This window comes from Haloplanus salinarum (assembly GCF_009762275.1).
GTDB lineage: Archaea > Halobacteriota > Halobacteria > Halobacteriales > Haloferacaceae > Haloplanus > Haloplanus salinarum.
The window spans coordinates 3,052,702-3,071,242 of the sequence record NZ_CP034345.1 but is presented as its reverse complement, the minus strand read 5'-3'; the positions used below and the strand labels follow the sequence as shown (position 1 = coordinate 3,071,242).

The window sequence follows — 18,541 nt, the reverse complement described above, 5'->3', positions numbered from 1 at the left end:
TTACGCCTATGGCTTCGAAGCGTTCCATCGCCACGCGCACTGCCGCCCGGACGAGTTCCGTCGAGAACTCCGGCATCTTTACAGCGCTGGCGAATTTCAAACGCTTCGGAACCGACGCGAACGTCTCCGACCGACCCGATAGGTCGCGGGCGTTACACCACCGGTCGGCCGATGGTTACGGCCGCTAGCGTGGCATGAGCGTCTCTCAACACCCGATCGCACTCCGCCTCGAGCGACGCGTCGGTGGTGCGACGAAGCTCCTCGCGACGGTGATGATGCTCCCGCTGATCGACGGGATCTTTCCCGCGCTGATCCTGGCGGGGGCGCTCACCTATCCGTTCGGCATCCTCGAGACCGGCCTGCTCATCTTCGGTGGCTCGGCCACCGTCGCCGTCGTCCTCGCCGAGATGGACGGCTCGCCCCGCGAGCGCGTGCGTGCCATCGCGCTGCTGGCGCTCGTCCTCCTCCCGGCGGCGGCCGTGGAGGCCGCGCTGGCGCCAACCGTCCAGAGTCTCATCGACATGGCGGTCTTCGAGCGGTTCGCCGGGTTGGTCATCCTGACCGTCGCGGCCAAGACGGCGAGCGCGCGCGTCGGCGAATACCTCCCCCGGCCGGCGGTCATCATCGGCCTGGGGCTGATCGCCAGCCTCCAGCCTGCGGGGGCGTCCGTGACGTTCGTGGCCGATCCCGGCCTCGTCGTCCGCGGGGTCGCCGCCGCCGGCGTCGGCGTCGGCTTCGCCATGCTGATCGCGGCGCTCGGACCGGTGCTGCAGGAATCGGTCGACCTCGATCTGTTCCGGTTCGGGAGCGCCGTCGCCCTCGGCATGCTGGCGCTCTCCGTGTTGGGCCTGATGCCCACCGAAGCGCCCGTGGCGCTCGGCGTCCTCTGTGTGACGGCCCTGTTCTCCTTCGACCCCGGCCGTGCCCCGGCGGCGGACGACGCGGACGCCGGAGACGAGGATCCGGCCCCGGAGGGGTCACCGGAGGTCGCCGACGAGGACGCCGACGCCCCCGCCGAGGACGAGGGTCGCCCCTCGCCGTTCCCCGTCGAGGAGGAGTCCCGCGCCCCGTGGTTATGATACTGTTTATTGTACGTCGTTACCGGTGATTCGCCGAGACGGTCCGGCGAACCACCGGTGAACAGTTACGATAATCCGTATGAGTCGTCCGCCGACCGGACGGTGAGCACGGGAAGCGGGGACGACCGGACGATCCGTTCGGTGACGCTTCCGAGCAGGTATCGGTCGATGCCCTGTCGGCCGTGGGTCCCCATCACGATCAGGTCGGCCTCGGCCTCCTCGGCGTAGTCGAGGATCGATCGGTGGACGGCCCCCTCGACGACGGCCGTGTCGGCCTCGACGCCCGCGTCGGCGGCCGCCTCCGCGACCGCCGACACGGCCCGCGATCCCTCCTCGTGCAACGCCTCGACGACCGTCGGCGTACTCTCCCCGAGGACGCCGTACGACCCGCTGTCGACGACGTACAGCGCGTGGATGCGGGCGTCGTATCGGTCGGCCAGATCCACCGCGTGATCGACCGCCGCCGCCGAAGCGTCGCTTCCGTCCGTGGGCACCAGGATGGTTCGATACATACGTCCCCCTAGGTCGGCCGGCGGGCGTAGTGTTGTCGGCGGCCAGCACGGTCCCGGGTCGCACGCTTCGGGTTTTTATCGGTGGATCACGAACGAACCACCATGAGCGAGCGAGTGCGGGCCCGCGTCTTCGTCTCGGGACGGGTCCAGGGTGTGTACTACCGTGCGAACACCCGGGACGCCGCGCGAGCCAGGGACGTCGACGGCTGGGTGCGCAACCTGAGCGACGGACGCGTCGAGGCCGTCTTCGAGGGCGAGGAGGCGGCAGTCGAGTCGATGATCGAGTGGTGTCACACCGGCAGTCCCGCCGCCGACGTCCGGGACGTCGACGTGAGTTACGAGAAACCGGACGGCGAATCGGACTTTACGATCCGCCGATGAGTGAGGGTGACCGACCGACGTGAGTTCGGTCGTCAAGCTCGTGGCCGGCGTCGTCGGCGCCCTGGGACTCGTCGTGACGCTCGGCGCGGGGTATCTCGTCGTCCGCGGACCCTTCCTCGGCGGCCCCACGCTGGCGCCGCGACCGCTGCTCGCGACGCTCGGCGCGTTCGTCGTCGGCGTCACCGTGGCGGCCTGGGGCGCCACGCGCTACGCCAGACTGTAGTCGGTCGCACGACGGGGCACGGTTTCGATCCGGCCGATTACCCGGGATCCCAGCAAGACTTATCCGTGTGTACTCCTGACATGGTTTATAGTCTCGGTTACCAGCGGACTGGTCGACCGCCCCCGCCGTCCGGCGTCCCCTGGAGTCAACGCACGCACCCCGTGGTCGCGACCGGGGCGTGGTAGAAGTAGCCATACCACACGCGTCGGGGGACGTGACGCCGGTCCTCGGGCCCGAGACACGACGAGACAATGACGAAGGAAACCCTCGAAGACCTCAGCCAGCACTACAAGGAATCGGTTCCCGCGGACCTCCGCGAAGCGAAGCGCTTCGACTGGTATCTGGACGAGGTGTACGACCATCCGCGGATCGCCCGTAACTCCCACCAGCGTGTCGCCGACATGTTCGACTACTACGGGACGGAGTACGACGAGGACGCCGGCGTGGTGGAGTACCTCATGGCCTCGGAGGACCCGTTGCACGACGGGGAGAACACCTTCTACGGCCGGGAGGTCCACGAGTCGATCCACGAGTTCGTCAACAAGGTGAAAAGCGGTGCCCGGGGGCTCGGCCCGGAGAAACGCATCAAACTGTTGCTCGGGCCCGTCGGCTCCGGAAAGTCCCACTTCGACTGGATGGTCCGGCGCTACTTCGAGGACTACACCATGAACGACGACGGCCGGATGTACACCTTCCGGTGGACCAACCTCTGTGACATCGTCCGCGATCAGGACCCCGCGGACGACACCGTCGTCTCGCCGATGAACCAGGACCCCCTCGTGCTCCTCCCACAGGAGCAACGCGATCGGGTGCTCGAACGCCTGAACGGGGCGCTGGAGGCACCGTACACGATCCGGAACGAGCAGTCGCTCGACCCGGCCAGCGAGTTCTACATGGATCGCCTGCTGGCCCACTACGACGACGACCTGAAGGCCGTCCTCGACAACCACGTCGAGATCGTCCGGCTGGTCGCCTCCGAGAACAAACGCCAGTGCGTCGAGACCTTCGAGCCGAAGGACAAGAAAAACCAGGACGAAACGGAGTTGACGGGGGACGTCAACTACTCGAAGATCGCCATCTACGGCGAGAGCGACCCCCGGGCCTTCGATTACTCCGGAGCGTTCTGTAACGCCAACCGCGGGCTGTTCAGCGGGGAGGAACTCCTGAAGCTCCAGCGGGAGTTCCTCTACGACTTCCTCCATGCCTCCCAGGAGCAGACGATCAAGCCCAAGAACAACCCCCGGATCGACATCGACCAGGTGATCGTCGGCCGCACCAACATGCCCGAGTACCGGGACAAGAAGGGCGACGAGAAGATGGAGGCGTTCAACGACCGCACCAAGCGCATCGACTTCCCGTACGTGTTGGAGTACAGCGAGGAGGCCGAGATCTACCGGAAGATGCTCCGGAACGCCGACGTGCCCGACATGCACATCGAGCCCCACGCCATGGAGATGGCGGGGCTGTTCGGCGTCCTCACCCGGATCACCGAACCCGACGGCGAGAACGTCACGCTCGTCCAGAAGGCCAAGGCGTACAACGGCGAGATCGACGAGGCCGACGACGTCGACGTCAAGAAACTCCGGGAGGAGGGTGAGCGAAAGGCCGACATCGCCGAGGGCATGGACGGCGTCTCCGCGCGGTTCATCGGCGACGAGATCGCCGAGGCCATCATGGATGCCACCCACCGCGGCCGGGGTTACCTCTCGCCGCTCTCGGTGTTCACCCACTTCGAGCGCAACCTCGAGAACCACGGCTCGATCCCCGAGGAGAACGTCGACCGGTACCACCGCTACCTCGAACTCGTCCGCGAGGAGTACAAGGAGCGGGCCATCGAGGACGTGCGCCACGCGCTCGCCTACGACGTGGACGAGATCCGGCGGCAGGGCGAGAAGTACATGGACCACGTCATGGCCTACATCGACGACGCCACGGTGACCGACGAGTTGACCGGGCGCGAGCAGGAACCCGACGAGACGTTCCTGCGATCCGTCGAGGAGAAGTTGGACATCCCCAGCGACCGCAAGGACGACTTCCGACAGGAAGTGTCCAACTGGGTGAGTCGTCGCGCCCGCGAGGGCGAGGGGTTCGACCCGCAGGACAACGACCGCCTGCGGCGCGCCCTGGAGCGAAAGCTCTGGGAGGACAAGAAACACAACATCAACTTCTCGGCGCTCGTATCGGCGAACGAACTCGACGACGACGAGCGGAGCGCGTGGGTCGACGCGCTCATCGAACAGGGATACTCCCGCGAGGGCGCCACCGAGGTCCTGGAGTTCGCCGGTGCGGAGGTCGCAAAGAGCGAACTGGAAGGATGACGGGCGAGTACATCCGCGCGGGCGACGAGGCGCTCTCCGGCGCCTACGAGGAGCCGATGAGCCTCGAGGCGTACGTGGAGACGGCGATGGAGCGGCCCTCCATCGCCTCCCACGCCCCGAAGTACCTGCTCGAAGCCATCGAATCGATGGGTACCCGGACGGTCATCGAGGAGGGGAAACGGCGGGAGCGCTACCGCTTCTTCGACGACCCCGCCAACGACGGGGAACACGCCGTCCTCGGCAACACCGAGGTGTTGAACGGCTTCGTCGACGACCTCCGGACCATCGCCGCGGACCGAGGGAAACGCGAGAAGATCATCTGGTTCGACGGGCCGACCGCGACCGGCAAGTCGGAACTCAAGCGGTGTCTCATCAACGGCCTCCGGGAGTACTCGAAGACCGAGGCCGGGCGCCGGTACACCGTCGAGTGGAACGTCGCCAGCGGTAGCGAGGAGCGAGGCCTCAGCTACGGCGACGGGGTCGACCGCGAGGACGACTGGTACGAGAGCCCCGTCCAGTCCCACCCGCTCTCGGTGTTTCCCCCCGGGGTGCGGGCGTCGATACTCGACGACCTGAACGCGGGGAGTCACATCCCGATCCGGATCGAGACCGACCTCGATCCCTTCTGCCGGGAGGCCTACGACCACCTGGAGGAGCGCTACCGGCGGGCGGGCGGCACCAACCTGTTCTCCTCGATCACCGACCCGCGACACCTCCGGGTCAAAAACTACGTCGTCGACGTGGGGCGGGGCATCGGCGTCCTCCACTCCGAGGACGACGGCTCGCCCAAGGAGCGACTGGTCGGTTCGTGGATGCCCGGGATGCTCCGCGAACTCGACTCCCGGGGGCGGAAGAACCCGCAGGCGTTCTCCTACGACGGCGTCCTCTCGCAGGGCAACGGCCTGCTGACGGTCGTCGAGGACGCCTCCCAGCACGCCGACCTGCTGCGGAAGCTCCTGAACGTCCCCGACGAGGGACGGGTGAAACTCGACAAGGGAATCGGGATGGACATCGACACACAGCTGCTCATCATCTCGAACCCCGACCTCGACGTCGAACTCGATCAGTACGCCGACCGGAACGGCCGTGACCCGCTCAAGGCGCTGAAGCGGCGCCTCGACAAACACGAGTTCGGCTACCTCACCAACCTCTCGCTGGAGGCCGAGTTGATCCGCCGAGAGCTGACGGCGGAGACGGCCGTCTGGGAGGCGGAGGGGTACGCCGACCTCGAATCGCGGGTCCGCGAGGGCCTGACGCTGTCGACCCGCGACGACGACGGCGTCGTCGAGCGCGAACTCGCCCCGCACGCCGTCGAGGCGGCCGCGCTGTACAGCGTCGTCACCCGGTTGGACGGCGAGGACATCCCCGGGAACCGGACGCTCGTCGAGAAGGCCCTGCTCTTCGATCAGGGCTACCTCCGGGAGGACGACGAGCGGATCGAGGCCGACGAGTACGACTTCGACGGCGACGACGGGAGCCACGGGGTTCCCGTCACCTACACCCGCGACGTGATCGCGGACCTGCTCCAGACCGACGCCGACCGACACCATCCGGACCTGCCGGTCGAGCGGGTCGTCATGCCCGACGACATCCTGGACGCGATGGCCGAGGGACTGAACGACGCGCCGGTCTTCTCGCGGGCCGAGGCCGCCGAGTACGAGAACCGTCTCGCGGTCGTCAAAAGCTACGTCTTCGACCGACAGGAGGCGGACGTCCTCGACGCGCTGCTCGCCGACAAGGCCGTCGACGAGGAGACGGTCGCGGAGTACGTCGAACACGTCTTCGCCTGGGCGAACGACGAGCAGGTCGAGACCGAACGCGGCCCCGTCGATCCCGACCCCCTGTTGATGAAGGTGTTCGAGACCGAGCATCTGGGGCGGTTCGGCGCGAGCGCGTACGACGGCGACCGACCGGCCGACCGGGTCGAGGAGTTCCGTCGCGAGAAGGTCATCACGGCGATCAACCGCTACGCCTGGGAGAACCGGGACGAGGACTTCGCCATCGAGAACGTCGACGTGGCCGACATCCCGGTCATCCGGGCGGTGCTCGACGCCCACGACTGGAGCGACGTGAAGCGGCTGTTCGACGACTTCGATCCCGCGCAGTGGACGGACCCGCCGTCGGGCACCGAGACCGAGCGGCTCAAGGAGCGCACCCTGACTCACCTGCAGGATCACGGCTACTCGGCCGCCTCGGCGGAGCTGACGGGGCGGAAGGTGATGCGGGAGGTGGGCTACCGATGGGACTGAGGGAGGACCTCGAACGGTTCCGCGAGGTCGGCGAACGGCGCCGGGAGGACCTAGAGGAGTTCATCCGCTACGGCGACCTGGGGGGGAGCGGCCCGGAGAGCATCCGGGTGCCGATCAAGGTGGTCGACCTGCCGGAGTTCGCCTACGATCCCCGGGACCGCGGCGGTGTCGGGCAGGGGCAGGACGGCACGCCCGACGTCGGCCAGCCGGTCGAGGGACCGACGCCGGACGACGCTGACGGCGAGGGCGACGAGGACGGCGACCCCGGCGAGGAGGGCGCCGACCACGAGTACTACGAGATGGACCCCGAGGAGTTCGCCCAAGAACTCGACGAGGAGCTCGGCCTCGACCTGGAGCCGAAGGGCAAGGAAGTGATCGAGGAAGTCGAGGGCGACTTCACCGAACTCACCCGCGCGGGGCCGAACAGCACGCTCGACTTCGAGCGCCTGTTCAAGCGGGGGTTGAAGCGAAAGCTGGCGATGGACTTCGACGAGGAGTTCGTCCGCGAGGCCATGCGCGTCGACGGGGCCACCCCCGACGAGGTGTTCCGGTGGTGTCGCGAGGAGAACGTCCTCGTCTCGCGGGCCTGGATCGGGGACCGGTGGGACTCGATCCCCGACGACGAGCGCGGGCGATGGGAGAGTTTCGAGGAGATGGCCGAGAACGTCGAGCGGACCACGACCCTCGAACGCATCCGTCGTGAGGGGCTCCGGGAGGTGCCCTTCCGCCGCGAGGACGAGCGCTACCGCCACCCCGAGGTGATCGAGCAGACGGAGAAGAACGTGGTCGTGGTGAACATCCGCGACGTGTCGGGGAGCATGCGCGAGGGGAAACGCGAACTCGTCGAGCGGACGTTCACGCCGCTGGACTGGTATCTCACCGGCAAGTACGACCGCGCGGAGTTCGTCTACATCGCCCACGACGCGGAGGCGTGGGAAGTGGACCGAGGGGACTTCTTCGGCATCCGGTCGGGCGGGGGAACCCGCATCTCCTCGGCGTACGAACTCGCCGCGGAGATCTTAGAGGAGCGGTACCCCTGGGCGGAGTGGAACCGCTACGTCTTCGCCGCCGGCGACTCGGAGAACTCCAGCAACGACACCCGGGAGAACGTCGTCCCCCTGATGGAGGGGATTCCGGCGAACCTGCACGCGTACGTCGAGACCCAGCCGGGCGGGACGGCGATCAACGCTACCCACGCCGAGGAGGTCGAACGCGCGTTCGAGGACCACGACGGCGTCGTCGTCACGTACGTCGCCGACGCGGCGGACGTGACCGACGCCATCTACGAGATCCTGAGCTCGGAGGACCAATGAGAGACGACCGCATCGACGCACGACGGGAGGCGAGCCGACTCGCGGAACCGGTCGAGGAAGCCGCGGCGCTGGCGCGGAAACTCGGCCTCGATCCGTATCCGGTCAACTACTGGATCGTCGACCACGACGAGATGAACGAACTCATCGCCTACGGCGGGTTCCAGCGACGTTACCCCCACTGGCGGTGGGGGATGGCCTACGACCGCCAGCGCAAGCAAGACCAGTTCGGCATGGGGAAGGCCTTCGAGATCGTCAACAACGACAATCCCGCTCACGCCTTCCTGCAGGAGTCGAACTCGCTGGCCGACCAGAAGGCGGTCATCACGCACGTCGAGGCTCACGCCGACTTCTTCGCGAACAACGAGTGGTTCGGGCTGTTCGGCGACGGCCAGGACCGGGACGACGAGCACGCCGATCCCGACGCCGCGGCCATGCTCGAACGCCACGCCGAGACCATCGCCGGCTACGTCGAGGACCCCGCGATCGACCGCGACGAGGTCGAGCGGTTCATCGACGCGGTCCTCTGTCTGGAGGACACCATCGACCAACACCGCGCGTTCGCGCGCGCCGACGAGCGCCGCGAGAGCGACGCCCCGCCCGATCTCAGGGAGCGCCTCGACGACCTCGACGTCTCCGAGGACGTGCGCCGCCACGCCTTCGACGAGGAGTGGCTGGACGACCTGGCCGAGTCCGAACGGACGGACGCCCGACTCGAAGACCCCCACACGGACGTGCTCGCCTACCTCCTCGAACACGGCCAGCGGTTCGACGAGGAGTCGGGCAAGGCCGAGCCGTTCGAACCCTGGCAGACGGACGTCCTCGACATCCTCCGGACGGAGGCGTACTACTTCGCCGGCCAGAAGATGACGAAGGTGCTCAACGAGGGGTGGGCCAGCTTCTGGGAGTCGCTGATGATGAGCGACGAGGGCTTCGCCGCCGACGACGAGTTCGTCACCTACGCCGACCACATGGCCCGCGTCCTCGGGGCGCCCGGACTCAACCCCTACAAACTCGGGAAGGAACTCTGGGAGTTCGTCGAGAACGTGACCAACCGCCGCGAGGTGGTCGATCACCTCCTCCGCGTCGAGGGGATCACCTGGCGGAACTTCCACGACGTGATCGACTTCGAAGCGGTCGAATCGCTGCTGGCGCCGGACCCGGCCGTCGCCTCGATCACGGCCGACTCGCTCGCCGACCTCGATCCCGACGATCCGCGGATCGACGCCGAGGCCCTGGAACGGGCACGAGCGGGCGAAGTCGACGTGGAGCGATACCCCTGGAAGGTGCTCACGACCGCGGGGCTGGCCGAGCGTCACTTCTCGCTGTCGAAACCGCAGAACAGGGGGTTCCTCGGCCGGATTCGGCGGTCGGAACTCGAACGGCTGGCGCGGTACATGTTCGACGACGCGAAGTACGACGACGTCGAGGCGGCCCTCGACGACGTCGATTACGAGGCAGGCTGGCGGCGGATGCGCGAACTCCGGGAGAGCCACAACGACGTGACCTTCATCGACGCGTTCCTCTCCGAGGAGTTCGTGGCCGAGAACGACTACTTCACCTACGAGTACTCGCGGGCGACCGACGACTTCCGCGTCGCCTCGGACGATCCCGAGGACGTGAAAAAGAAACTCCTCCTGCAGTTCACCAACTTCGGGAAACCGACCGTCGCCGTCTACGACGGCAACTTCGACAACCGCAACGAACTGCTCCTCGGCCACCGGTACAACGGCATCGACCTCGACGTCGAACAGGCAAAGCGCGTGCTCGAACGCACCTACGAACTGTGGGGACGGCCGGTGAACCTGATGACCATCGTCAAGCGGTACGACGAGCACGAACTCGAGATCGCCCGGCGGCGCAACCGCGAACCGACGCCGACGGAGGTGGGCAAGCGCATCCGATACGACGGGGAGCGGTTCGAGACCCACGACCTCGACCCGGACCTCGAGGAGCGCATCGCCGCCAACGACATCGACTACGACACGAAACCCGACGACTGGCTGAACTAGTCGGCGTCCGCCACCGCGTCCCCGTCGATCCGGTCACGGCGCGCGAGATACGCGTTGGCGCCGGCGACGACGGCAAAGAGGGCCACGATCAGACCCGCGGCGGTCAGCCCCGACACGACGCCGAGCCACGCCGCCGCGACGAGGCAGGCGGCGAGCGCCGAGAGGCCGAGATAGCACGCCCACCACGGGACGTCCCGCTCGTCCGGGGTCGCCAGATATGGCTCCAGGTCGGCGGCCCGGTCGGCGAGAGTGATCGTCCCCCGGTTCCGGTCGTACTCGACGATCCCGGCCTCGTCGAGTTTCGGCAGGTGGGTCTGGTGGAGCGACGTGTAGACGCGCTTGCGCTGTTTGTAGTCGACCTCGGACACCGGCACGTCGTTCTCCCACGCGGCGATCCGCTCGGCGAGGTCACGGAGCGACGCCGATCCCCGGTTCCGGTCGAGATAGCGGAGCACGTGCCGCCGTCGCTGGTTGCTCAGGATCGAGAAGACGGTGTCTCTCGACAGCCGATCGGGACGTCGGCGTTCGCGGCGTTGGGGCTTCTGTATGGACATGAGTGGTCCGACCCAGCGGCGGTCGCTCCGGCACAGGATTCCGACCGAACGCACCGTGGCGGTCGCGTACCGTATACTGTACCGGTTGATTGATAAATTCACTCCCCGTGGCGATCGGTCCGGTCCCCGGACGACGCGCTCGCCGACGCTCGTCGGCGTCCATGCGGAACCGGGCGCACGTACGTTCGCTCGCAGTGAACTACCCCACCCTACCGCTCGCCTGACGGCTCGCGCTTGAGGGAGGGGCTTCCTGTTTCCACGACGCGCTTTGCAGATACGGACGTATCCACAGGGAGCGCAGTCTCCACAGGCGTTGATTCGGAGCGCCCCGCTCCTAACCGCTTCCTGCCGCGAGAAAGAATGTTCCACGCCGCGTTCGCATCTCTATCTGCCTCAAACCCGCAGGCAGGACAGGAGTGTTCGCGCACCCACAGCGGTTTCTCGGTCGAAACGCCGCAGGACGCGCACTCTTTCGTCGTTCCGCGTGGATTCACGGCGACGAAGTGCGTTCCCTCGCGTTCGCACTTGTATTCGAGCATCCGAAGGAACGTCCCCCACGCCGCTCCTGCGCGGTTTCGAGAGTTGCCCGGCAGTTCGACCAACCCCTTCGCGTCCAAGTCCTCAACCGCCACGAGGTCGTACTCTCGGGCGTAGTAGGTCGAGAGTTTGTGCAAGAAGTCGCGGCGCTTGTTCTTCAATTCGGCGTGGCGTTCAGCCACGACACGGCGCTGTTGCTCCCAATTCGAGGAACCGTGTTCCTTCCGCGAGAGGCCGCGCTGTGCGCGTTCCAACCGTTCACGCTCGTCTGAGAGGTCAAGTGATTCAACGGCGGTTCCGTCTGTGTCGTGGGCGTACTTGAGAATCCCCACGTCGATACCGACGCACTTCTCGGGATTCTCCGGTTTCGCAGGCGGGTCGTCCGGGGTTTCGACGCCGAGGATAGCGTGCCACTTTCCGGTCGGTTCTTGCTTGACGGTGACGGTCTTAATCTCGGCGCCGTCGGGGAGGTCGCGGTGGAAGGTGAGCGGGATTTCTCCGAGTTTCGAGAGCCACAGTTTTGTCCGACCGCTCGTGTTCTTGAGCTTGAAGCCGGATTGACTGTAGGTGAAACTGCGGTACTCGCCCGGCGCTTTCCACTTGAGCGTCCCGACGCGGTAGCCGTTCTCTTTGCGACCGCGAAGCGTCGAGAGGTTGTCGTACAGCCGTTGCACGACTTTCTGAAGGACCTTTGAGTGAACTTGTTTCAGGTCGTTCCACCACTTCTTGAGACTTGGCAAGAGTTTTTGCTCGCTGTATGCCGAAGTATCGTCGGTTCGGTTGAGTCGGTGAAGGAAGTGGTTGTAGACCTGTCTACAGGTATCGACAGTCCACGATAACTGCTCTTCGAGAGCGTCGGACGGTCGGAGTCGATACCTGTAGTTGTAGTTCACGAGCGTTCTTCGATGAGTTCGTCAAGTTTCTCTTGGACGAACGAGGACAGACTCAGGTGGTTCTCCTGAATCCACTCCTCTTGGTCGTCGCGGATAGAGATGGTCTTGCGCGTTGCCACACCATAAGTTATGCAAAAAACGTACTAAATCGTTGCGATTGTGTGGGCCTGTGGGCCGAGCGACGAACGTGTTTGAGAGCCGTGCGGCGCTGTATCCCCTCCCTACTCGCTCCCTTCGGTCGCTCGTTGAGGAAGGGGCCTTAGCGCCTCAATTCAGGTAATGCTCGGTGGGGGATCCGAACCCGATTGCGAGACTCGCTATCGCACTCTCGCGTGGTTCAAATTCCGTTCCTGCGCGTGCGTCGTCACTCACTTCGTTCAGAATCATGCTCGGTCAGGGATTCGAACCCTGGTCGTCGGCTCGAAAGGCCAACATGATTGGCCGGACTACACCAACCGAGCTTCGTTTATACTCAACGCCCGACCCGACCACGCGCCGGGTGGCATCTTGCCTGCGACTAATTCGACGGATGCACGATTGATAAATCCCTCCTTTTCCGTCGGCGAGACGAATTTGGTTCACCGAGCTACGCTAACGACGAGTCTGCACGCGCGAGAGGGTGGCGTAGTCGGTTCCGAAGACCCGCTGACCGATCCGCAGGAGGTCGTCCACCCGCGCCTCGAACGACGACTCCCGGTCGGCGACGACGTCGTACATCTCCCGGAGGGCCGTCTCGCGGAACTCGAGTTCCTCGCGGCGGCGGCGACGCTCCGTGACGTCGCGAAAGCAGACCGTGAGTCCCGTCGCCGAGGGGTACGCGCGGACCTCGAACCAGACGTCGAGCGGGGCGTAATACTCGTCGAAGGTGACGGACTCGCCCGTCCGCATCGCCTTCCGGTATCGCTCCTCGAAGGTCGTGCCGCGGGCGTCCGGAAACACCTCCCAGAGGGTCCGTCCAACGAGTTCTTCGGCCGCGTCCGCCTCGCCGACGGCGTCGTGGACGAGTTCGCGGGCCCACTCGTTCAGATACGTGAACCGCCACTCGGTGTCGAGGGCGAACACCCCGTCGAGTATCCGGTCGAGCACCTGCTCGAACCGCTCGTCCCCGCCGACCGTGGACGCCCGGTCCGCGCCGTCACTCATCGTCGATCACGACCGACTGTTCCATCGCCGTTGGTAGGCGCCACCGGCAAAAAAGGCCCAGCGGTGGTCCCGTCCGCGTCACGCGACGAGGTCGAACGTCGCGGTGCGGGGATCGGACGTCCGGTGTAACTGGAGTTCGCCGATGGCCACCGACGCGGTCAGGCGGCCGGCCGGCCAGTCGTCCGTCTCGAAGGTCATCGCGTCCTCCCAGGTGTAGAGTCCCGCCGTGTCGACCGTCCGGTCCATGTCCCGGTTGCGACGGACGACCAGGTCGTCGTCCGCGAGGACGTCGACGCCCTCCTTGAGGTTGATCGTCCCCGAGGGGACGCGGAGGCGGTAGCGAAAGGCGACGACGGCGGGCTGCCCCCGGGGGAGCCGGGCGATCCGGTTCGCCGCCAGGTCGCCGGGTTCGCTCCACGTCGAGACCAGGGCCACGTCGAGCAACTGGGGCCGATAGCGCTGCTCCGGCGGCGTGCGCGTGGGCGTCGCCGTCGGCGTGGCGGTCGGTGTCCCCGTCGCCGTCGACGACGCCGTCCCCGTCGGCGTCCCGGTGTCGGGCGCCGTCCCTGTCGATCCACATCCGGCCAGTCCCGCCCCCGCGGCAACGAGAAACGCACGCCGATCCATGCCCCCCGTTCGTGGAGTGATCGGTATAAGCGTTCGTCACCGTCGGAGCCGGCGGCGGGGCCGAGAGGTCGTCGTTCCCCCGCACCCACGGAGGTTCGCTGGGGGGGTTCGAACTCCCCGAACCGCTCGCTATGCTCGCGGTTCTCTACCTCAAATCCGCAGGAGACGCTTTCGCCTCGCAACGCGGCTGGCTGGCTCACGGCGACGGCGTTCGCCATCCCGAGACGCTCACCGGTCGGCGTCGACGGAAATGCGCTGGCTGGGATTTGAACCACGGTCGTTTCGCTCGCGACGCTCGCTCCACTCCCTGATTCGAATCCGCAGGAGGAGTTTTCGGACTGCGGAAACGACTCGCTTCGCTCGTCGTTTCGTTGGAGTCCGAAAATGCGCTGGCTGGGATTTGAACCCAGGTTGTGACCATGGCAAGGTCACGTGATACCACTACACTACCAGCGCCCTTCGCATTTGTACGAACCGGGGACGGATTATTAAGGGTTCCGAAATCGCGCCCAACCGAGGGCGGGCGTGGTGATCGTCCGCACGTGAGAGGGTGCCACGAATCGCCGTTTCGGGGCGTGTGACGCCGTCACAGCCCGCTCGAGCTTTCGCTACCCTTTTACCGGAGGATGCGGTACGAACTGCACAGTCTAGTGACGTGACGCGGAAAGGCCCGGCATGACGCTCAGCGTGCTCGTGCCGTCTTCCCTCGTCCGGGAAGCCGAGGACAAACGCGAGGCAACTCGCAAACTCGGTTACGTCGCCCGTGCGGCGACGGTGTTCCGGGCGGATCGGCTGGTCGTCTTCCCCGACGGGGACGGCGAGCGCCGATGGGGAAGCGGGTTCGTCGAGGTCGTGCTTCGGTACGCCGCCACGCCCCCGTACCTCCGAAAGGAGGCGTGGGGGCGTCGGGACGAACTGGAGTACGCCGGCGTGTTGCCGCCCCTCCGCGTCTCGTCACGGACCGGCTCCGGACCTGACCGTCCGGGGTCGTTGCAAGAAGGAATCGTGACCGAGGTCGGACCTGACGGCCGCGTTCGGGTCAATTGCGCACTGCAACACCCGATCTCCCTCCTCCTCCCTGACGGGATGGAGGCGAGCGAAGGAGAGCGCGTCGCCATCAGGATCTCTTCGAGAGAACCGGTCCGCGCCCGAATCGTCGACGAACCCCCGCCGGGGTTCGCGGTTCGGCGCGCGGACCTGTCGGAAGCGCTGGCCCGTCCCGACGCGGGACTTCGCATCGCGACGTCCCGCCACGGGACGGCGCTGTCGGTCGACCGATTGGCCGACATGGCCGGGCGCCGGGGCGACATGACCGTCGCCTTCGGCGCGCCCGGGCGAGGGCTTCCGAGCATCCTCGACGTATCGGTCGAGGACGTCGCCGGTGCGGCGGAGTCCGCCGCCGGCGACACGGACGTCGAACCCGGACCGGGGTTCGACCTCTGGCTGAATACGATTCCGCGGCAGGGGAGCGAGACGGTGCGAACCGAGGAGGCGATGTTCGCGTCGCTCGCGCCCCTGACACTCACGGAGTAAATCCATGCCACAACCAAGCAGACCACGAAAAGGCTCGATGGGATTCGGTCCGCGCAAGCGCGCGACCAGTGAAGTCCCGCGTATTCGCTCGTGGCCCGACGACGACGGCGCCCCCGCGCTGCAGGGCTTCGCCGGCTACAAGGCCGGCATGACCCACGTCGTCATGGTCAACGACGAGGCCAACTCCCCCCGCGAGGGGATGGAAGAGTCGGTCCCGGTGACCGTCGTCGAGACGCCACCGATGCGGGCAGTCGCCCTGCGAGCCTACGAAGACACGTCGTACGGACTGAAGCCGACAACCGAAGTGTGGACCGACGAGTTCCACCCGGAACTCGACCGCACGCTCGACCTGCCGGCCGAAGACAGCTTCGAGGCGGACGCCGACGCGCTCCGCGAGGCCGTCGAGAGCGGTGCGGTCGACGACCTCCGGATGATCACGCACACGGTGCCGAGCGAACTGGCGAACGTCCCGAAGAAAAAGCCCGACGTGATGGAGACGCGCGTCGGCGGCGGCTCGGTCCACGAACGCCTCGACTTCGGGCTCGAACTGCTCGAGGACGGCGGCGAACACGACATGTCCGACGTGTTCCGCGCCGGCGAGTTCATGGACGCGAGCGGCATCACGAAGGGGAAGGGTACCCAGGGCCCGGTCAAGCGCTGGGGCGTCCAGAAGCGGAAGGGCAAACACGCCCGCCAGGGATGGCGCCGACGGATCGGCAACCTCGGTCCGTGGAACCCGTCCCGCGTGCGCTCGACGGTGCCCCAGCAGGGACAGACGGGGTACCACCAGCGGACGGAACTCAACAAGCGCCTGATCGACATGGGTGACGGCGACGAGCCGTCCGTCGACGGCGGCTTCGTCAACTACGGCGAGGTCGACGGGCCGTACGCGCTCGTGAAGGGCTCGCTGCCGGGGCCGGACCAGCGCCTCCTGCGCTTCCGTCCGGCCGTCCGACCGAACGACCAGCCGCGCCTCGACCCCGAGGTGCGGTACGTTTCGACCGCATCCAACCAGGGATAACATATGCAAGCAACAGTACGCGATCTGAGCGGCGAGGATGCGGGCACGGTGGACCTCCCCGAGGTCTTCGAGACGGCCTACCGGCCGGACCTCATCAAGCGTGCCGTCCTGGCCGCACAGGCGAACCGAAAACAGGCGTACGGTGCCGACCCCTACGCCGGGCTGCGAACCCCGGCGGAGTCCTTCGGGAGCGGCCGCGGGATGGCCCACGTGCCCCGAGAGAACGGGCAGGGCGCCCGCGTGCCCCAGACGGTCGGCGGGCGCAAGGCGCACCCGCCGAAAGCCGAGAAGGATCAGGGGAAAGGAATCAACGACAAGGAGCGAAAACTGGCGGTCCGTTCGGCCATCGCCGCGACGGCCGACGCCGAGCGCGTGGCCGAGCGCGGCCACGAGTTCGACACGGACCTCTCGCTCCCGCTGGTCGTCAGCGACGACTTCGAGGATCTGGTCAAGACCCGCGATGTCGTCGACCTGCTGGAGACGCTCGGCGTCCACGCCGACGTCGAACGCGCCGACGACGGCCGATCGGTCAAGGCCGGACAGGGCAAGGCCCGCGGGCGCAAGTACCGCGAGCCGAAGTCGGTCCTGTTCGTGACGAGCGAGGAGCCGTCGAAGGCGGCCCGGAACCTCGCCGGCGCGGACGTGACGACCGCTCGGGAAGTCAACGCCGAGGACCTAGCGCCGGGGACGGACGCCGGTCGCCTCACGCTCTGGACCGAGAGCGCCGTCGCGGAGGTGGCGGACCGATGAGCTCGGTCATCAAGCACCCGCTGGTGACCGAGAAGGCGATGGACAAGATGGACTTCGACAACAAGCTCCAGTTCATCGTCGACATCGACGCGACGAAAGGCGAGGTCGCCGAGGCGATCGAGTCCCGCTACGAAGTGACGATCACGAAGGTGAACACGCAGATCACCGCACAGGGCGAGAAGAAGGCCGTCGTCTCCCTCTCCGAGGACGACGACGCGCAGGAAATCGCCTCGCGAATCGGGGTGTTCTAAGATGGGACGACGCATTCAAGGCCAGCGGCGTGGTCGCGGTGGGCCGACGTTCCGTGCCCCCAGCCACCGCTACAAGGCCGATCTCGAACACAAGAAGGACGAAGAGCGCGACACGATCTCGGGAGAGATCGTCGACATCGAACACGACCCGGCCCGCTCGGCGCCGATCGCGGCCGTCGAGTTCGAGGACGGGGACCGACGGCTCGTCCTCGCCCCCGAGGGTGTGACGGTCGGCGAGACGATCCAGGTCGGCGTCTCCGCGGAGATCAAGCCCGGGAACACGCTCCCGCTGGCGGAGATCCCCGAGGGCGTCCCGGTCTGTAACGTCGAGAGCAGCCCGGGCGACGGCGGCAAGTTCGCCCGAGCCTCCGGGACGAGCGCCCAGCTCATGACCCACGACAAGCGCGTCGCGGTCGTGAAGCTACCGAGCGGCCAGGTCAAGCGCCTCAACCCGCAGTGTCGCGCCACGGTCGGCGTGGTCGCGGGCGGTGGGCGGACGGAGAAGCCGTTCGTCAAGGCCGGCAACAAACACCACAAGATGAAATCGCGCGGCACGAAGTGGCCGCGCGTTCGCGGGGTCGCGATGAACGCCGTCGACCACCCGTTCGGTGGCGGCGGCCGCCAGCATCCCGGGAAGCCCAAGTCCGTCTCGCGGAACGCGCCGCCGGGACGGAAGGTGGGCGACATCGCCTCGAAGCGAACCGGACGCGGAGGTAACAAATAATGAGTTCCGATTACCGAACCGGCCGCGAGGGTGAGTTCACCTACCGCGGTCACACGCTCGACGAGCTGCAGTCCATGTCGCTCGACGAGGTCGCGGAACTGCTCCCCGCTCGACAGCGGCGAACCATCACCCGAGGCCTGTCGCTCGAACACCAGAAGCTCCTCGACAGCGCCCGCGAGGCCGGCGAGGAGGAGACGGCCAACGACCCGATTCGGACCCACCGACGGGACATGCCGATCGTCCCCGAGATGGTCGGGCTGACCTTCGAGGTGTACAACGGCCAGGCGTTCCAGCGCGTCGCGGTCGAACCCGAGATGATCGGGCATTACCTCGGCGAGTTCCAGCTCACCCGGACGTCGGTCGAGCACGGGCAGGCCGGTATCGGCGCGACCCGGTCCTCGAAGTTCGTGCCACTCAAGTAACA

Annotated in this window: 19 protein-coding genes and 2 tRNA genes; 13 read left to right on the top strand and 8 right to left on the bottom strand. The window is 66.8% G+C overall.

From position 1 onward, the window contains the following. Positions 1-194: 194 nt before the first annotated feature. Positions 195-1,079: a DUF5794 domain-containing protein gene (locus tag EI982_RS17075; protein ID WP_157690833.1), complete on the top strand. Its 885-nt coding sequence runs from the start codon at positions 195-197 to the stop codon at positions 1,077-1,079. Positions 1,080-1,144: 65 nt separating this feature from the next. Here EI982_RS17075 and EI982_RS17070 read toward each other — a convergent pair whose 3' ends face one another. Further along, positions 1,145-1,591, bottom strand: coding sequence for a universal stress protein (locus EI982_RS17070; RefSeq protein ID WP_157690832.1), 447 nt, complete (start codon positions 1,589-1,591; stop codon positions 1,145-1,147). Between the two features lie 102 nt (positions 1,592-1,693). On the opposite strand from EI982_RS17070, the gene EI982_RS17065 reads away from it, so the two are divergent. From EI982_RS17065 to EI982_RS17040, 6 genes are all read left to right on the top strand, one after another. Beyond that, on the top strand, positions 1,694-1,972 hold the full coding sequence (locus EI982_RS17065) for an acylphosphatase (protein ID WP_157690831.1): 279 nt from the start codon (positions 1,694-1,696) through the stop codon (positions 1,970-1,972). Between the two features lie 19 nt (positions 1,973-1,991). Further along, positions 1,992-2,195, top strand: a complete 204-nt coding sequence (locus EI982_RS17060; RefSeq protein WP_157690830.1) for a DUF8132 family protein — start codon at positions 1,992-1,994, stop codon at positions 2,193-2,195. Positions 2,196-2,446: 251 nt separating this feature from the next. Then, the gene (locus EI982_RS17055) at positions 2,447-4,513 is read left to right on the top strand and encodes a PrkA family serine protein kinase (RefSeq protein WP_157690829.1); all 2,067 of its coding nucleotides are present in this window, start codon (positions 2,447-2,449) and stop codon (positions 4,511-4,513) included. After that, entirely contained in the window at positions 4,510-6,762 is a 2,253-nt protein-coding gene (locus tag EI982_RS17050; protein WP_157690828.1) for a PrkA family serine protein kinase, read from the top strand. The genes EI982_RS17055 and EI982_RS17050 overlap by 4 nt, the downstream gene beginning before the upstream one ends. Further along, positions 6,753-8,075, top strand: a complete 1,323-nt coding sequence (locus EI982_RS17045) for a YeaH/YhbH family protein (RefSeq protein WP_157690827.1) — start codon at positions 6,753-6,755, stop codon at positions 8,073-8,075. Before EI982_RS17050 ends, EI982_RS17045 begins: the two co-directional genes overlap by 10 nt. Then, positions 8,072-10,084: a SpoVR family protein gene (locus EI982_RS17040; protein ID WP_157690826.1), complete on the top strand. Its 2,013-nt coding sequence runs from the start codon at positions 8,072-8,074 to the stop codon at positions 10,082-10,084. Before EI982_RS17045 ends, EI982_RS17040 begins: the two co-directional genes overlap by 4 nt. Here EI982_RS17040 and EI982_RS17035 read toward each other — a convergent pair. The 7 genes from EI982_RS17035 to EI982_RS17010 form a co-directional block, all read right to left on the bottom strand. After that, a complete protein-coding gene (locus tag EI982_RS17035) occupies positions 10,081-10,638 on the bottom strand; it encodes a DUF7344 domain-containing protein (protein ID WP_157690825.1) in 558 nt (185 codons plus the stop codon). The two genes, EI982_RS17040 and EI982_RS17035, sit on opposite strands and share 4 nt — an antisense overlap. A gap of 209 nt (positions 10,639-10,847) precedes the next feature. Then, positions 10,848-12,068 (bottom strand): RNA-guided endonuclease InsQ/TnpB family protein, encoded by a 1,221-nt coding sequence (locus tag EI982_RS17030; RefSeq protein WP_157690824.1) that lies wholly within the window; start codon positions 12,066-12,068, stop codon positions 10,848-10,850. Next, positions 12,065-12,187, bottom strand: coding sequence for a hypothetical protein (locus EI982_RS18965; RefSeq protein ID WP_255594979.1), 123 nt, complete (start codon positions 12,185-12,187; stop codon positions 12,065-12,067). Before EI982_RS18965 ends, EI982_RS17030 begins: the two co-directional genes overlap by 4 nt. Before the next feature lie 267 nt (positions 12,188-12,454). Next, positions 12,455-12,529: transfer RNA gene (locus EI982_RS17025), tRNA-Glu, on the bottom strand. 130 nt (positions 12,530-12,659) lie between these two features. Next, positions 12,660-13,211, bottom strand: a complete 552-nt coding sequence (locus tag EI982_RS17020; RefSeq protein ID WP_157690823.1) for a PAS domain-containing protein — start codon at positions 13,209-13,211, stop codon at positions 12,660-12,662. A 78-nt stretch (positions 13,212-13,289) separates the two neighbouring features. Then, the gene (locus EI982_RS17015; RefSeq protein WP_157690822.1) at positions 13,290-13,838 is read right to left on the bottom strand and encodes a hypothetical protein; all 549 of its coding nucleotides are present in this window, start codon (positions 13,836-13,838) and stop codon (positions 13,290-13,292) included. Positions 13,839-14,223: 385 nt separating this feature from the next. Then, positions 14,224-14,294: transfer RNA gene (locus tag EI982_RS17010), tRNA-Gly, on the bottom strand. Positions 14,295-14,513: 219 nt separating this feature from the next. On the opposite strand from EI982_RS17010, the gene EI982_RS17005 reads away from it, so the two are divergent. Genes EI982_RS17005 through EI982_RS16980 form a run of 6 tightly spaced genes read left to right on the top strand, consistent with a single transcriptional unit; the run spans position 14,514 to position 18,539 of the window. Next, positions 14,514-15,371 carry a putative RNA uridine N3 methyltransferase gene (locus tag EI982_RS17005; RefSeq protein ID WP_157690821.1) on the top strand — a complete coding sequence of 286 codons (858 nt, stop codon included), beginning with the start codon at positions 14,514-14,516 and terminating at the stop codon, positions 15,369-15,371. 4 nt (positions 15,372-15,375) lie between these two features. Continuing rightward, on the top strand, positions 15,376-16,392 hold the full coding sequence (locus EI982_RS17000) for a 50S ribosomal protein L3 (RefSeq protein ID WP_157690820.1): 1,017 nt from the start codon (positions 15,376-15,378) through the stop codon (positions 16,390-16,392). A 3-nt stretch (positions 16,393-16,395) separates the two neighbouring features. Beyond that, positions 16,396-17,142 carry a 50S ribosomal protein L4 gene (gene rpl4p, locus EI982_RS16995; protein ID WP_157690819.1) on the top strand — a complete coding sequence of 249 codons (747 nt, stop codon included), beginning with the start codon at positions 16,396-16,398 and terminating at the stop codon, positions 17,140-17,142. Beyond that, on the top strand, positions 17,139-17,393 hold the full coding sequence (locus EI982_RS16990) for a 50S ribosomal protein L23 (RefSeq protein WP_157690818.1): 255 nt from the start codon (positions 17,139-17,141) through the stop codon (positions 17,391-17,393). Before rpl4p ends, EI982_RS16990 begins: the two co-directional genes overlap by 4 nt. Position 17,394: 1 nt before the next feature. Continuing rightward, positions 17,395-18,117 carry a 50S ribosomal protein L2 gene (locus EI982_RS16985; protein ID WP_157690817.1) on the top strand — a complete coding sequence of 241 codons (723 nt, stop codon included), beginning with the start codon at positions 17,395-17,397 and terminating at the stop codon, positions 18,115-18,117. Further along, positions 18,117-18,539 (top strand): 30S ribosomal protein S19, encoded by a 423-nt coding sequence (locus EI982_RS16980; RefSeq protein ID WP_157690816.1) that lies wholly within the window; start codon positions 18,117-18,119, stop codon positions 18,537-18,539. Before EI982_RS16985 ends, EI982_RS16980 begins: the two co-directional genes overlap by 1 nt. The last annotated feature ends 2 nt before the right edge of the window (positions 18,540-18,541 follow it).